Source organism: Flavobacterium celericrescens, from assembly GCF_011392075.1.
In the GTDB taxonomy this organism is placed as follows: Bacteria; Bacteroidota; Bacteroidia; order Flavobacteriales; family Flavobacteriaceae; genus Flavobacterium; species Flavobacterium celericrescens.
On sequence record NZ_JAAJBV010000004.1, the window covers coordinates 1 to 15,116 of the forward strand.

The window sequence follows — 15,116 nt, forward strand, 5'->3', positions numbered from 1 at the left end:
TAGTAAGTGTAACAGCAACAACAACACCAGCTTGTACTAACACCGCATCAGGAAGTGCAGTAGTTACGGTATTACCATTACCAACAGCTGCTATATCAGGAGCAACAACAATTTGTTCAGGCGCAACTACTGTGGTTAGTTTCACAGGAACGCCAAATGCAACGATAACCTATACAGTTGATTCAGGAGCGAACCAAACTATTTTATTAGACGCAACAGGAAATGCGAGTGTAATTACACCGGTATTGACAGCAAACTCGACATATAATTTAGTAAGTGTAGCAAGTGCAACAACACCAGTTTGTAACAACACCGCAAGTGGAAGTGTAACAATAACAGTGAATCAACCACCAGTTGTAACAGCAACACCATCATCGGATACTATTTGTTCTGCTTCGACAACAAATATTGCTTTAAATAGTACAGTAACGAATACTACTTATTCATGGACAGTAACACAAACAAATGTTACGGGAGCAAGTGCTGGTTCAGGAAATAATATTAGCCAAACACTTACCACAGTAGGAGGTGCTTATGGAAATGTTATTTATACGATTACGCCAACAGCTAATGGATGTGTAGGTGCGCCAATCACAGTTCAGGTTGATGTTTCTCCAAAACCAGATGTAATCATTTCAGGAAATGCGACTTATTGTGATGGAGATACAACTGCATTAACATTAACAAGTACAGTACCAGGAACTACTTTTAGTTGGAATGTTATATCTTATAATTTAGATGGTACTCAGGTAGTAAGTGGAACAGGAAACACGATTAATCAATTGTTAGATTTAACTAATCCATTGAATATTGGTACGGTTACTTATAATGTAACACCATTTTTCACAAGTGGATGTGCAGGAGATTCTCAACAAATAGAAATTACAGTAAACCCAATTCCAGATGTTGTAGCAGTAGCAACAAGTACTGAGATTTGTTCAGGAGATACAGCTCATGTTGATATGACAAGTGCTATTTCGGGAGTAACTTACACATGGACGGTGGTTTCAACAGGAGTAAATGGAGCAAGTAATGGTACGGGTTCAAGTATTGATCAAGTATTAACAACAAGTAATCCATCAGTAGGAGGAAATGTAGTTTATACCATTACACCAAGTTTAAATGGTTGTACAGGCGCTTCTGTAACAGTACAAATAGATGTTAAACCACGTCCGGAATTCTTTGGAACAATTTCACCAATTACAATTTGTAGTGGAGAAACTACCAATATTAATTTAAGTGCTTCAATACCAGGAACAGACTTTGAGTGGATTGTAGTTGCAACAAACGTTTCTGGAGCAAGTGATGGCACAGGTTCAAATATTGGTCAAACCTTAACATCAGTATTAGGAGGAACAGTAGTTTATTCAGTAGTTCCAGTATTAAATGGTTGTTATGGTTCACCAATTGACATTACAGTAAATGTAAATCCATTACCGCAACCAGTATTGGAAGATGGTACATTGTGTATCGTACAAGCTACAGGAGAAGTATATCAAACTTATACATTAGACACAGGATTATCAGCAATAGGTTATAGCTTTGATTGGTATTTAGATGGTGTGTTGATTCCAGCAGCAAACGGACCAACACATATTGCAGATGAAGTAGGGGTTTATTCAGTAATTGTAACAAACACAACTACTACGTGTGTTTCAGCGGAAGAATTTGCGACGGTTGGTTTTGTTTATCCAGCAGATTCATTTACAACAACAGTAACCAATGCCTTTACAGATAATGCGACTATTACAGTTGCTGTAGCAGGAGGAACAGGTACTTTATTGTATCAACTGGATGAAGGTGCATTACAACCATCAAATGTATTTACAGGAGTAAGTGCAGGAACACATACTGTAACAGTGGTAGACACAGAAGGATGTACATTTATCACACAAACAGTATTGGTGATTGATTATCCAAAATATTTTACACCAAATGGAGATGGAGAAAATGACACATGGAATATTGTGGGTATGGACCAAGCAGATGCGAAGCTGTACATTTTTGATAGATACGGAAAATTAATCAAACAAATCAGCCCATCAATAGGCAGTGATGGTTGGGATGGAACATTTAACAACCAACAATTACCATCAACAGATTACTGGTTTACAATTGACTATACGGAAAATGGTGCTGCAAAACAGTTTAAAGCGCATTTTTCATTAAAAAGATAAAGAATATTTAGGAATAAAGATGTATTTGAAACACAAAAATTTATATCTTTGACCAATAAGCTTAAAAATCATTATTGTGGTTGTAAAACCGCAATAATGATTTTTTAAAAAGTTGTATATTAAAACAATAAATCGCATTTTCATTAAAACGATAAACCTACGATGAATTTTAAAAAGAGTTATTTTATTTTAGCATTTTTAGTAGCACAATTTACTTACTCGCAAGAGGGTGTTGCAGTTTATTCTGATTACTTATCAGATAATTATTATTTAATCCACCCATCTATGGCTGGAGCTTCAAATTGTGGTAAAATTAGACTTACAGGTCGCCAACAATGGTTCGGTCAAGAAGATGCGCCAGCTTTACAAACTTTAAGTTTTAATACATCTTTAGATGAAGATGGAACATCAGGAGTAGGGATGATTCTTTTTAATGATAAAAATGGTTATCATTCGCAAAGAGGAGGAAAGTTAACTTATGCTCATCATTTGAGATTTTCTAGAGGAACATTGGATTTGAATCAATTGTCTTTTGGTTTAAGTGCTGCTTTTGTTCAAAGTACATTGGATGGTTCTGAATTTACGGGTTTTGATCCTGTAATTGTTCCAGGGGTAATTCAAAAAGATTCATATTTTAATGTTGATTTAGGAGTTTCTTATCACTATATGGATTTCTTTACTCATTTTACAATTAAGAATTTTTTGGCTAGTCAAAGAAGAGAGCTGTATTCAGAAGGATTTGAGTCGGATAATTTGAGTAAGTATTTATGGAGTGCTGGTGCTGTTTTTGGAGATGATAGTAATTTATTGTTTGAGCCTTCATTTATGTTTCAATATACTTCTGAAACTAAAGAAAAAGCTATTGACTTAAATTTGAAAGTATATAAAGAGTTAGAATTTGGAAAATTATGGGGTGGATTGTCATACAGAAGAAGTTTTGATGGAGCTCAATATGTAAGTGGAAGTGGTTTAGAAGAACAAAAATTACAATGGGTAACTCCAATTATAGGTTTAAATTATGACAAATTTATGTTTTCATATACTTATTCTCATATAATGGGTGATGTTAAATTTGATGATGGTGGTTTTCATCAAATTACCTTAGGAATCAATGTATTCTGTAAAGATAAAGAGTGGGATTGTAATTGTCCTGCTGTAAATTAAATTTATAAAATAGTATATTTGTGTCCCGATTTATCGGGACATTTTTTTTAAAAGTGATTATGTTAATAAAAGAAGTAAACGGAAAGTATCCACAAATTCCTCAAGATTGTTATGTCGCTGAAAATGTAACTATTGTTGGTGATGTTGTTTTTGGAGCAAACTGTAGTGTATGGTTTAATGCAGTGGTTAGAGGCGATGTAAATTCCATTTCTATAGGGAATAAGGTTAATATTCAAGATGGAGCAGTAATTCATTGTACTTATCAAAAACATCCGACGGTTATTGGTAATAATGTTTCAATTGGTCATAATGCAATCGTTCATGGTTGTACAATTAAAGATAATGTTTTAATTGGTATGGGAGCGATAGTTATGGATAATTGTATTATTGAAAGTAATTCGATAGTTGCAGCAGGTTCAGTAATTACTCAAAATACTGTCGTTGAATCTGGGTGTATTTATGCTGGTGTTCCTGCAAAAAAAGTTAAAGATATTGACCAAAGTGATTTTGCTGGCGAAATCGAAAGAATATCCAATAATTATGTAATGTATTCGAGTTGGTTTAAAACGGAAGAATAGTTTTAAAAAGCCTTAAAAAATACTTTTTCTTTATTATTTAGAATGTTCTCTAAAACTTTTGGATTGCTATTGGTGTAAAATAGTTGAGAAGACAGTTCTTTTGAATCATTCATGAGATTATGTTCTTCTAGTATCTTTTTGGTTTGTTTTGCAACTGCTTCTCCTGAATCAATAATCTTAATGCTTGATGGAATTATTTTTTTAATTTCTGGAATTAAATATGGATAATGACTGCATCCAAGTACTAAATAATCAATATTTTTTTCAACCATTGGATATAAATAACTTTCTAATAATTCTCTCATTTCTGGAGTATTAATATCACCATTCTCTATTAGTTGAACTAATCCATGTCCTATTTGTTCAATTATTTTGACATCTGGATGGTTTGATACGTTTTTATGAAACAATTCACTGTTCAATGTGCCTTTTGTTGCAAGAATTCCTATTGTATGTGTTTTGCTTTGAATTGCTGCAGGTTTGATTGCGGGCTCAATACCTATGAATGGAATGTCATACTTTGATCTTAATTCTTTAATTGCATTTGTTGTTGCTGTATTGCAAGCTACAACTATAAGTTTGCAATTTTGTTCCAAAAGAAATTCTGTGTTTTTGCAACTTAAGGAAATGATTTCTTCTTTCGATTTTAATCCATAAGGAGCATTTTTACTATCAGCTAAGTAAATGGTGTTTTCATGAGGTAACAAGGCGTGAACTTCTTTCCAAATTGAAGTTCCCCCTATACCAGAATCAAATAAACCTATTGGATTTGTGTTTTTCATTAAAACAAAAATAAAAAAAACTGCTCAATCTAACGTTAGATTGAGCAGTTTTTATAGTTACTATTTGAATTAATTAGAAACCTAATTCTTTTTTAACATCAGCTAATAAATCTGGTCCATCAGCAACAATAACTCCACTACCAGTTGTTGAATCTAATACATAATTGATTCCTTTTGCTTTAGCTACTTTTTTCACCGCAGCTTGTGCTTTTTCCATGATAGGTTTGATTAAGTCTAATTCTTTTTGACCTAATTCTTTTTGAGCTGTTTGTTGGAATTGTTGAATACGAGCACCCATATCTTGCATTTCTTTTGAACGTGTTTCATTTAATGCATCACCAGCAGTAGCAGATTCTTGTTCATATTTTTGCAATTTAGTTTGGTATTCTGTTACCATATTTTTGTAATCTTTGTCATAAGTTTCTTGAATTTTCTTCAATTGTTCTTGAGCAGTTTTCATATCTGGCATAGAAGTCATTAATGCTTGAACATCAATATGAGCTACTTTAGTTTGTGCTGAAGCTTGAGCTCCTATAAAAAGTACAACTGCGATTACTAATGATTTTAATTGTTTCATTTTTTGATTTTAATTTAGGTGTTAATTATTCTTTTTTCTCTGTTTCTGTTTTTTCTTCCTTAGCTTTTTTTGCAGCTTCTTTATCTGCGGCTAATTTTTTCTTTTTTTCTTCTAAAGCTTTTTTACGCTCTTCTATTTTTTTATTTCTGTCGTCAATTGCTTTTTGTCTTGTTTCTTCAGGAGTTAGTTTTTTTTCTACGTTACCATTTTCAGTTGTTTTATCTTTATCTGAATCTGGAGTTGTTGTTTTGTTCTGATCTTCTGTAGATTCTTTTTCAATTACTGTGCCATTTTTTTTTGCTTCGCGTTCATCAAGCATTTTTTGGCGTTTTTCTGCTGCTACTGCTTTTTTATCTGCGATAGCTTTTTGTCTTTCTTCAATTAGTTTTTCTCTAGCGGCTTTTTTATCGTCTAATATCTTTTGTCTTTCTGCAACCGCTGGATTATCTTCAATTGATTCTTCTAAAGCTTCTTTTGCTTCTAAAGCTTTTAATTGCTTTTTACTCATTTCTTCTCTTTTTTGAGAAGAAGTTAATTTTTTTACAACATAATCACTGATGTCATATTTTTGAGCTGCAAATAACATCGTTAAATCGGATGATTTGTCAAATATAAAATCATATTTTCTTTGCTCAGCTACATCTTGTACAATAGTAAAAATTTGATCTTGAATTGGTTTTACTAAGACAGATTTTTGTATGATTAAATCACCTTTTGGACCAAAACGTTTTTCTTGATAATCTAAAAGTTCTTTCTCGAAGTATGCAATTTCTTCTTCGCGTTCTTCTATTAGTTCTTTGGTTAAAAGAACACGTTCTGTTTTTAAGTTTTCTTTTAAGGTGTTTAATTCATTTCTTTTGGTTTCAATTTCTTGCTTCCATTTTTGAGCTTTTTGCTCTAATTGGTTGATTGCATCTGCATAATCTGGAACTTTTTCTAAAATATATTCCATATCAATATAGCCAATTTTCACACCTCTTGCGGTTTGAGCATTGGCAAAAATTGAAATAAAAGCAATAAATAAGAGTATTCTTTTCATATATAAATGTGTTGTTTTTTATGAATAAAGTACCAAGTGAAATACTTGATACTTTTCAAACGTAACAAATATCAAAATATTTTTACGAATTTAATAAAAAACTATTAACTATCTTTAAAATTGTTGTCCAATGATAAAGTGTGTTTGCCAGCCACTTTTAACTGTTTCACCAGGAATTGCATCAAATCCATGCGCAAAATCTATACCTAATAAACCAAAAGCAGGCATGAATACACGTAATCCAACTCCGGCAGAACGTTGTAATTTGAACGGATTGTAATCTTTAAATTCGTCAAATGCTGCTCCAGCTTCTAAGAAACTTAAGGCATAAATTGAAGCAGATTGATTTAGTGTAATTGGGTAACGTAATTCTAATGAGAATTTGTTATATACCGTTCCACCATCAGTTGATGATAATGAATTGTTTGGATATCCTCTTAATTGAATAGTTTCTCTACCATCTAATGAATAGTTTGCTAATCCATCACCTCCTAAATAAAAACGCTCAAATGGAACCAATCCTCTGTCGTTGTTATACGCTCCCATATATCCAAATTCTCCTAATGAACGAAGGACTAATTTGTCATAAACGCGAGTATACCAGTCTGCTTTGAATTTGATTTTATAATATTCTAACCAGTTGTATTTCTTTTGGTCAACTTTTGCTTGGTCTACAGCTGCATCAGCTGGATCTGTAACTGGATAACCATCTTCGCCTAAGTAAGTGCCTGCAGGGTAGTTACTTCCATCTGGAGCAAAACCATCTTCAGTAGCTCTTGTTTTGTATTCGTCAAGATTTTTTAAATTTCCATAATCAATTCCATTAAACAAAGAGTATGGTAAAGTGAATTTTCCAGAAATACTAAATTCAGAACCCTGAGTTGGGTAAATTGGGTTAATCCCTTTACTGTTTCTAGATAAACCTATCGTGTATGCTAAATTTCTTGATGCACCATTCCCGAAAGTAAATAACCCAGTGTTGTAATTATTTAAGTCATAATATTGGAATGAAACTGCTTGAGATAATACAAAATAATCATCTGGCACTGTTAAACGTTTTGCAATACCAACAGATAATGAAGTGATATTGAAACTTTGATCTCTAGTTACATCTCTTGTTGAGTAGTTGTATAAGAATTGTTTACTGTGTGATAATGATGTTGAAAAACTTATAGGTTTTTTACCGCCAAACCATGGTTCAGAAAAAGATAAACTATAGGTTTGAAAATAAGAACTTCCTTGTAAACGTAGGGACATTTTTTGTCCATCACCCATTGGAAGTGGTTTGTAGGCATCTTTCTTAAATATATTTTTAGCTGAGAAGTTATTAAAAGATAATCCTAAAGTTCCAATGAAACCACCACCGCCATAACCTCCTTGAAGTTCAATTTGACTAGCTCCTTTTTCAACAACTTTATATTCTATATCAACTGTTCCAGCTTGAGGGTCAACATTTTTAAAATCAGGTTTAATTGCTTCAGGATCGAAGAATCCTAATTGTCCGATTTCACGAATAGAGCGGATTAAATCTTCTTTGCTATATTTTTGACCTGGTTTTGTTCTTAATTCTCTGTAAATTACGTGGTCATTTGTTTTGTCATTTCCAACAACGGTAATTTTATTAAAATAAGCAATTGGACCTTCTGTAATTCTGATTTCAAAATCAATAGTGTCGTTAACTGTTCTAACTTCAACTGGATTGATGTTTGAAAATAAATATCCGTTGTTTTGGTATAAATTAGTAATATCTTCTCCGTCTGGTTTTGACTGGTCTGCAATTCTTTTTTGTAAAATGGTTCCGTTGTAAACATCTCCTTTTTTGATTCCTAAAAGTGCATTTAATTGACGGTCTGTGTATACGGTATTCCCTAAATAACGAATATCTCCAAAATAGTATTTTCTACCTTCTTCTAATTTAACTTTAATTGCAATAGTATTGCTATTCTTGTCATAGGTAACTGAATCTGATAGAATTCGCGCATCTCTATATCCTTTTTCTTTGTATTTGTCTATTACAGCAACTAAATCTTCTTTGTATTTGTCTTTAATGTATTTAGATTTTTTGAAGATTCTAATAGGATTACGTTGTTTAGTATTTTTAAATGTTTTTTTAAGCGAAGCATCAGTAATTTGAGAATTACCATCAAAATCAATACTCTTAACCTTTACTTTATCACCTTTGTCAATATTTACAACCATTTTTACATCAGAAAAAGCAGAATCTTGAACCGTACTTATGGCTACTTTTGTATTATAATAACCATCTTTTCTATATTTATTTTCGAAATAGTTTTTAGTCGTAGTTAATAAATTTTCATTAACAATTTTCCCTTTTTTAAGGTCGGCCTCTTTGATTAATTCTTCGGCTTTTCCTTTTTTTACACCTTGGATTTTAACATCACCCAGTTTTGGAAGTTCATTGATGTTTAATTCTAAAAAGATACTATCTCCTTCAATTTTATTCACATAAAAATTAACGTCCGAAAACAAACCTAACTTCCATAATTTTTTTATAGCCGCACTGATATCCTCTCCAGGAACCATAATTGATTGTCCTTTTTCAAGACCAGTAAAAGTAGTTACAGTTTGCTCGTTATAGCTAATTTTTCCAGTAACATCAATTTTGGCTAGTATGTATTCTTTTCCGCTCTCCAATTTGGTCTCTTGAGCAAAAATTGAACTGCTATTTATTAAAATAAAAATTGAAAGTAGTTGTAATCCTTTTTTAAACATTTTTTTACGGTATAATTTGTTCGCTTGTTTTTCCAAATCGGCGTTCTCTTTTCTGATAACTAATAATTGCTTCATATAAATGGTCTTCTGAAAAATCTGGCCAAAGCACATCTGTAAAATAAAACTCGGCATAAGCTATTTGCCATAATAGGAAATTACTTATTCTATGTTCGCCACTTGTTCTTATTACTAAATCTACATCGGGTAAATTGTGTGTGTAAAGATGCTGATTAATAATTGATTCGTCAATAGCCTCTTCAGAAATTATATTATTTTTAACTTTGTTACTGATTTTTTTAACAGCTTGAATTAGTTCTTCTCTAGCACCATAACTAAGGGCTAAAGTAAGTGTCATTCGAGTGTTTTCGGCAGTTTTTTGAATTACTTCTTGTAATTCTTTTTGAACGTTAGAGGGTAAATTTGTTAAATTTCCTATTGCGTTCAATTTGATGTTATTTGATTGTAAAGTTTTAATTTCTTTCTTTAAAGAGGAAATTAAAAGCTTCATTAGTGTATCAACTTCTAATTTTGGACGATTCCAATTTTCGGTTGAAAACGCATAAAGGGTAAGGTTTTTGACACCAAGTTTAGCACAAGATTCTACAGTTGTTCTCACGGATTTAGTGCCACTTTCATGACCTAAAGCACGTAAAAGACCTTTTTGTTTTGCCCATCTACCATTTCCATCCATAATAATGGCTAAATGTTGAGGCAAAGTTGCTGTATTTATTTGTTGTACTAATTCCATTTTATTCTGCGCAAAAACATGGGTTTTGACCAAAGGTATATGTTAGTGTTAAACCTGTAAACACATACCAATCTTTACTATCTAAATTGCCAAAACGCAAGGTTTCAAAATTATCATTTTCAGGATTACTCCCGTCTAAATTATCTGTAAAAGTATAACGGGCTCCAATTTCTGCTCCCAATATGAAATTATTAAACAAACGTGCTTTTACACCAACTATCATTGGAATTGCAAACGTGCTGCTTTGATAATCTTTTTCACTTTCGTTATTTAAAATATATATCTCATCATAAATGAAATAATTCACTCCAGTAAAAACATAAGGAGTTACCTTCTTTTTACCATCATGCAAATCAAAATCCATAAAATTGAATTCCATTCCAGCAGAAAATTCTTTAATTTGATTTTCAAATGAATTTCCTCTTAAATTTCTACTTGGAACATCGCTGTCAATATCTTTTGATTTTAAACTTCCTTGGTAATAGGAAAATCGCCAAGCATGACGCGCGCTTCTATTCCATTTATAAATTATTCCAATTGCTGGCTCATTTGGCGCTATATAATCCGTTGGACCCACATCACCAATATAATTAATTCCACCTACAAAAACACCTAACTCATTGATTTGTGAGTAGGCATTCAAGGTGCAGAAAATCAAGCTTATGTAAATTAAAAAGCGTCTCATTTTTTGAAATAGTTTGCAAATATAACAATATTGACTTCTTAACCCTATTATAAAGGATTTTTTTGTTACATCTTGTTGAATTTTTAAAACGCTAAAAATCAGAAATTGATATGTAGAATCATTAATTTCTTTTATCGGCTCCCCAAAGTAGTTTTTTTCTAATTGTATTTAAAAAAGTTTCTTCTTTGAATTCTATGATTGAAATTGTGAACGGCGCTTTTCTGATGTAGACAGTTGTTTCTTTGGAAACCGCCGCGATCCTTGAATCTAATGAAATTAGAAATTGTTCTTCTCTTCCAGAAATTTTTAATTCAATTTCTGTGTCATCAGTAATTACCAATGGTCGTGCATTTAAGTTATGAGGTGCCATTGGTGTAACCACAAAACTAGCAACTTCTGGTGTTAAAACTGGACCGCCACAACTTAATGAATAGCCTGTTGAACCTGTTGGTGTTGAAACAATCAAGCCATCTGCCCAATAAGAAGTTAAATATTCACCATTTAATGAGGTTTCAATTGTTATCATCGAAGTGGTATCTTTTCGGGCTACTGTAACTTCGTTTAATGCGAAGTCTAAATCTTTGAAATTTTGATATTCTGGATTTGTTTTTACACTTAACAAACTTCTTTTTGAAATGATATAATCTTTAATTAATACTTTTTGTAATAATGTTTCAATATTTTCAAATTGAACGGTTGCTAAAAACCCTAATCTTCCAGCATTAATCCCTATGATTGGAATGTTCTTATCTCTTATAAAGGTGGCTGCTTTTAAGATGGTTCCATCGCCACCAATGCTTATTAATGCTTCAAAATCGCTATCGAGTTCAGTATAATTTGAATAACTTGGATACTCATTTGTGATAATGTTTTTTTCTTGTAATATTTTTAAAAACGAATTTTCAAAAGCAATTGAAATAGATTTAGCTTCTAAAAATTGAACAACTTTTGTAACAATTTCAGCAGTGTTGTTTTGATAATATTGTCCGAAAATAGCTATTTTCATATTTCTCTTTTATATGTTAAGATATTTGTCTAAGTAGTCTGAACGCTCTTTTAGGCTATTCAAATAGGAATCTTCTTGATGTTCAGAAATAATTTCATATTCATATCTTCTAAATGTTTGAATAATATCATTCAAGCCACTTTGACTAATTTTTACGGTAATTTCAACTTTGTTATTTGCTATGTTAGAAATAAATAATCCTAAGATTTTTGCATTGTTACTTTCTATGATTTGTGTAACTTGACTCATTGAAAATTTATCTACTTCTTTTTCTACGATAATAATCCCGCCTTCTTCTTTTAAAAATGGAGTTTCATGCAAAAATCGAATAACATCTTCTAATTCATAATAGCCTAAATAATTATTTTTTTCGTCTAAAACAGGCAATAAATTTGCTTCATTTTTAGCAAAAACTTCCAAAACATCAAGCCAAATCATTGTAGATCGAACGAAAAATCGTTCAAAATGAAATCTACTATCGTTAATAATAGCGTCAGGATTTAGAAATTCAATGGCTTCTTTGCTTACGCATCCAATATAAATACCATCTTCTGTTACTGGGAAGTGAGTGTATGGAAAATCTGCAAAAACATCTTGTGCTTCCGCAATAGAATCAGTATGTTTTATGGGTTTTATCTCGTTATTAATGTAGCTGTCTAAACTATTCATTTTGATTGGTGTCTAATTCAACCGCAAAATAATCAAAAAATACCACATGTTACCTAATTTATACTTTGTATTTTTGCTAAAATAAAATAGAACACATGACAAAATTATCGGTTAATATTAATAAAATAGCAACTTTACGTAATTCAAGAGGTGGAAATGTGCCTGATTTATTAAAGGTTGCAAAAGATATTCAGCAATTTGGAGCACAAGGAATCACAATTCATCCGCGCCCTGATGAACGTCATATTCGTTATCAAGACGCTCGTGATTTAAAATCAATTGTTTATACAGAATATAATATAGAAGGAAATCCACAACATAATTTTATTGATTTAGTTTTGGAATGTAAGCCAACACAAGTTACGCTGGTTCCTGATGCTATTGGAGCTTTGACATCTAATGCAGGTTGGGATACAATAACACATAAATCATATTTGACAGAAGTAATTCAAGAATTTCAAAGAAACGGAATCCGAACTTCTATTTTTGTAGATGCAGATGAAAAAATGATTGAAGGAGCAAAAGAAACTGGTACAGAACGTATCGAGTTATACACAGAATCGTATGCTCACGAATATGGTTTAGGTAATGAAAAAGGAATCGAACCTTTTATAAAAGCAGCTATTAAAGCTAATGAGTTAGAGCTTGGAATAAATGCCGGACATGATTTGAGTTTAGATAATATCAAATTTTTCAAGGAAAACATTCCTAATTTATTAGAAGTCTCAATTGGCCATGCTTTGATATCTGAATCTTTATATTTAGGATTAGAAAACGTAGTGAATATGTATCTTCAAAAATTAAAGTAAAACATGTTGCATTCAAGAATAGAAGGAGAAGGAAAGCCAATGATAATTATTCATGGTTTTTTAGGAATGTCTGACAATTGGAAATCACTTGGGTCACAATTTGCATTACAAGGTTTTCAAATACATGCAATAGACTTGCGAAATCATGGAAAAAGTTTTCATGCGGATGAATTTAGTTATGAAGTTATGGTAGAAGATGTTAAGCAATATTGCAATTATCATCAACTAACAAGTTGTGCAATACTAGGGCATTCTATGGGAGGAAAAGTAGCTATGCTGTTAGCAACTACCTATCCAGAATTGGTTTCTAAATTAATAGTGGCCGATATAGGGCCAAAATATTACGCTCCGCATCACCAAACTATTTTAGCAGGATTAAATGCAATTGATTTTTCTAAAAAACCAAGCCGAGGTGATGTTGAAGAAGAATTGTCAAAATACATTAAAGATTTTGGTACACGTCAATTTTTATTAAAAAATTTATATTGGAAAACGCCTGAGCAATTAGCTTTTAGATTCAATTTAAACGTTTTTAATGAAAAAATTGAAACTATTGGAACGGCACTTCCTTTTGATAATCAATTTTTAAAACCGACCTTGTTTTTGAGAGGTGATAAATCGGATTATATTTTAGACAATGATTTTGAAACAATTTATCATCATTTCCCTACAGCTGAAATTCATACGATTAAAAATGCAGGTCATTGGTTGCATGCCGAAAACCCAAAAGATTTTTATGAGCATGTAATGCGATTTATGAAATAAAAATGCTAAAAAATTATGCACGCATAATTTTTTAGTTAAAAAAATTGTAAAATTCATATTTTGTCTTAATTTTGAACTATTGATTTTTATAAATTCAGAAAAAAACTAACACTAATTACATTATGAGAAAATTACTTTCTTTAACATTATTGGCTTTAGCTGGCTCAACTGCATTTGCAGGAGGATATCGAGTTAGTATTCAAGGTCAAAAACAATTGGCTATGGGACACACAGGTGTTGCTGTAGTAAATAGTGCTGAAGTTGCGTTTTTCAACCCAGCTGGTATGGCTTATTTAGATAAAAAATTTAATTTGTCTGTAGGTGGTAATGCATTGTTTGCAAAAACTAAATTCCAAAATTCGCAATACAATTGGGAAGCTTCAACAGAAAACATGGGAACTCCATTTAGTGTTTATGCAACATACAAAATCAACGATTGGTTTACGGCAGGTTTAGCAGTTTATACACCATATGGAAGTTCTGTAGAATGGGATCAAGACTGGGAAGGAGCACATTTAGTAAATAATATTGATTTACAAGCTATTTTTGTACAACCATCTATCTCTATTAGAGTTGGTGAGCACTTTAGTATTGGCGGTGGACCAATCTATGCAACAGGAGCTGTAAACTTCAACAGAAATTTATCTATGAATCCATTGCTTTCTGATTCTGAAGGTAATCCAACAGATGTTACTTTAGATGCAAAAGGAATTACTGCATGGGGATATACTGCAGGGTTCATGTTTAATCCAACAGATAAATTAAGATTGGGGATGAATTACCGTTCAGAAATTATTATGGAGGCTAGAGATGGTGATGCAACATATAATGACACTCCTTCTTTTAACCCTCTTGCAAACACTAAATTTGATGCTGATTTGCCATTGCCAGCAGAATTGACTGTTGGGTTGTCATATGAAGTAACAAATAAATGGTTAGTTGCATTTGATTATAATAGAACAATGTGGAGCGTTTACAAAGCTTTAGATGTTAAATTTGCTAATGGAACAGAATCTTTAAATCCAAGAAACTATCAAAACTCAAGTACTTATAGATTTGGTACGCAATATAAAGCAAATGACAAATTTACTTTCAGAGCAGGTATGTATTTTGATGAAAGTCCAGTTCAAGATGGATACTTTGCACCAGAAACACCTAGAAATGATTCTATGGGATATACAGGAGGTTTAACATATCAAGTGAATAGTAAATTAGGAGTTGATTTCTCATTCTTGTATTTACACTTTGACGAGATTGATAATTCATACAACTATTCAACAGATCCTATTTCAGGACAACCTAATCCTGATTTTGGAGGAACTTATAAATCAGTTGTATTCTCTCCAGGTATTGGTATTACATATGGTTTCTAATTTTTAATAAA

Annotated in this window: 14 protein-coding genes; 6 read left to right on the forward strand and 8 right to left on the reverse strand. The window is 31.9% G+C overall.

Annotation, left to right across the window (positions count from 1 at the left end):
• From G4L40_RS06400 to G4L40_RS06410, 3 genes are all read left to right on the forward strand, one after another.
• A partial coding sequence (locus G4L40_RS06400; RefSeq protein WP_166236381.1) for a PKD-like domain-containing protein occupies positions 1–2,177 on the forward strand: 2,177 nt, incomplete at its 5' end.
• Positions 2,178–2,339: 162 nt separating this feature from the next.
• Entirely contained in the window at positions 2,340–3,341 is a 1,002-nt protein-coding gene (locus G4L40_RS06405) for a PorP/SprF family type IX secretion system membrane protein (protein ID WP_166236382.1), read from the forward strand.
• Between the two features lie 59 nt (positions 3,342–3,400).
• Positions 3,401–3,919, forward strand: coding sequence for a gamma carbonic anhydrase family protein (locus G4L40_RS06410; RefSeq protein WP_166236383.1), 519 nt, complete (start codon positions 3,401–3,403; stop codon positions 3,917–3,919).
• 2 nt (positions 3,920–3,921) lie between these two features.
• On the opposite strand, the gene murI is transcribed toward G4L40_RS06410, so the two are convergent.
• The 8 genes from murI to G4L40_RS06450 form a co-directional block, all read right to left on the reverse strand.
• Positions 3,922–4,701, reverse strand: a complete 780-nt coding sequence (gene murI / locus G4L40_RS06415) for a glutamate racemase (protein ID WP_166236384.1) — start codon at positions 4,699–4,701, stop codon at positions 3,922–3,924.
• Positions 4,702–4,774: 73 nt separating this feature from the next.
• Complete coding sequence (locus tag G4L40_RS06420) at positions 4,775–5,278, reverse strand: OmpH family outer membrane protein (protein WP_166236385.1); 504 nt, start codon at positions 5,276–5,278, stop codon at positions 4,775–4,777.
• A gap of 25 nt (positions 5,279–5,303) precedes the next feature.
• Entirely contained in the window at positions 5,304–6,317 is a 1,014-nt protein-coding gene (locus tag G4L40_RS06425; protein WP_166236386.1) for an OmpH family outer membrane protein, read from the reverse strand.
• Between the two features lie 114 nt (positions 6,318–6,431).
• Positions 6,432–9,125, reverse strand: coding sequence for an outer membrane protein assembly factor BamA (gene bamA / locus G4L40_RS06430; protein ID WP_166236387.1), 2,694 nt, complete (start codon positions 9,123–9,125; stop codon positions 6,432–6,434).
• Complete coding sequence (locus tag G4L40_RS06435) at positions 9,055–9,798, reverse strand: isoprenyl transferase (RefSeq protein ID WP_166236388.1); 744 nt, start codon at positions 9,796–9,798, stop codon at positions 9,055–9,057. The genes bamA and G4L40_RS06435 overlap by 71 nt, the downstream gene beginning before the upstream one ends.
• Before the next feature lies 1 nt (position 9,799).
• The gene (gene porG / locus G4L40_RS06440; RefSeq protein WP_166236389.1) at positions 9,800–10,483 is read right to left on the reverse strand and encodes a type IX secretion system protein PorG; all 684 of its coding nucleotides are present in this window, start codon (positions 10,481–10,483) and stop codon (positions 9,800–9,802) included.
• A gap of 121 nt (positions 10,484–10,604) precedes the next feature.
• Entirely contained in the window at positions 10,605–11,489 is an 885-nt protein-coding gene (locus G4L40_RS06445; RefSeq protein ID WP_166236390.1) for an NAD kinase, read from the reverse strand.
• 9 nt (positions 11,490–11,498) lie between these two features.
• Positions 11,499–12,158, reverse strand: coding sequence for a CBS domain-containing protein (locus G4L40_RS06450; protein ID WP_166236391.1), 660 nt, complete (start codon positions 12,156–12,158; stop codon positions 11,499–11,501).
• Between the two features lie 95 nt (positions 12,159–12,253).
• Between G4L40_RS06450 and G4L40_RS06455 the strand changes: the two genes are divergently transcribed.
• The 3 genes from G4L40_RS06455 to G4L40_RS06465 all read left to right on the forward strand — a co-directional run bounded on the left by G4L40_RS06455 (position 12,254) and on the right by G4L40_RS06465 (position 15,105).
• Positions 12,254–12,967 (forward strand): pyridoxine 5'-phosphate synthase, encoded by a 714-nt coding sequence (locus G4L40_RS06455; RefSeq protein WP_166236392.1) that lies wholly within the window; start codon positions 12,254–12,256, stop codon positions 12,965–12,967.
• A gap of 3 nt (positions 12,968–12,970) precedes the next feature.
• A complete protein-coding gene (locus tag G4L40_RS06460) occupies positions 12,971–13,732 on the forward strand; it encodes an alpha/beta fold hydrolase (RefSeq protein WP_166236393.1) in 762 nt (253 codons plus the stop codon).
• Between the two features lie 122 nt (positions 13,733–13,854).
• Positions 13,855–15,105 carry an OmpP1/FadL family transporter gene (locus tag G4L40_RS06465; RefSeq protein ID WP_207785341.1) on the forward strand — a complete coding sequence of 417 codons (1,251 nt, stop codon included), beginning with the start codon at positions 13,855–13,857 and terminating at the stop codon, positions 15,103–15,105.
• The last annotated feature ends 11 nt before the right edge of the window (positions 15,106–15,116 follow it).

Excerpts from the sequence above, each read along its gene's own strand:
- G4L40_RS06465 (WP_207785341.1), top strand. The coding sequence starts at position 13,855 with ATGAGAAAATTACTTTCTTTAACATTATTGGCTTTAGCTGGCTCAACT.
- G4L40_RS06455 (WP_166236392.1), top strand. The coding sequence starts at position 12,254 with ATGACAAAATTATCGGTTAATATTAATAAAATAGCAACTTTACGTAAT.
- G4L40_RS06410 (WP_166236383.1), top strand. The coding sequence starts at position 3,401 with ATGTTAATAAAAGAAGTAAACGGAAAGTATCCACAAATTCCTCAAGAT.
- G4L40_RS06420 (WP_166236385.1), bottom strand. The coding sequence starts at position 5,278 with ATGAAACAATTAAAATCATTAGTAATCGCAGTTGTACTTTTTATAGGA.
- G4L40_RS06460 (WP_166236393.1), top strand. The coding sequence starts at position 12,971 with ATGTTGCATTCAAGAATAGAAGGAGAAGGAAAGCCAATGATAATTATT.
- murI (WP_166236384.1), bottom strand. The coding sequence starts at position 4,701 with ATGAAAAACACAAATCCAATAGGTTTATTTGATTCTGGTATAGGGGGA.
- G4L40_RS06450 (WP_166236391.1), bottom strand. The coding sequence starts at position 12,158 with ATGAATAGTTTAGACAGCTACATTAATAACGAGATAAAACCCATAAAA.
- G4L40_RS06445 (WP_166236390.1), bottom strand. The coding sequence starts at position 11,489 with ATGAAAATAGCTATTTTCGGACAATATTATCAAAACAACACTGCTGAA.
- porG (WP_166236389.1), bottom strand. The coding sequence starts at position 10,483 with ATGAGACGCTTTTTAATTTACATAAGCTTGATTTTCTGCACCTTGAAT.
- G4L40_RS06425 (WP_166236386.1), bottom strand. The coding sequence starts at position 6,317 with ATGAAAAGAATACTCTTATTTATTGCTTTTATTTCAATTTTTGCCAAT.
- bamA (WP_166236387.1), bottom strand. The coding sequence starts at position 9,125 with ATGAAGCAATTATTAGTTATCAGAAAAGAGAACGCCGATTTGGAAAAA.
- G4L40_RS06405 (WP_166236382.1), top strand. The coding sequence starts at position 2,340 with ATGAATTTTAAAAAGAGTTATTTTATTTTAGCATTTTTAGTAGCACAA.
- G4L40_RS06435 (WP_166236388.1), bottom strand. The coding sequence starts at position 9,798 with ATGGAATTAGTACAACAAATAAATACAGCAACTTTGCCTCAACATTTA.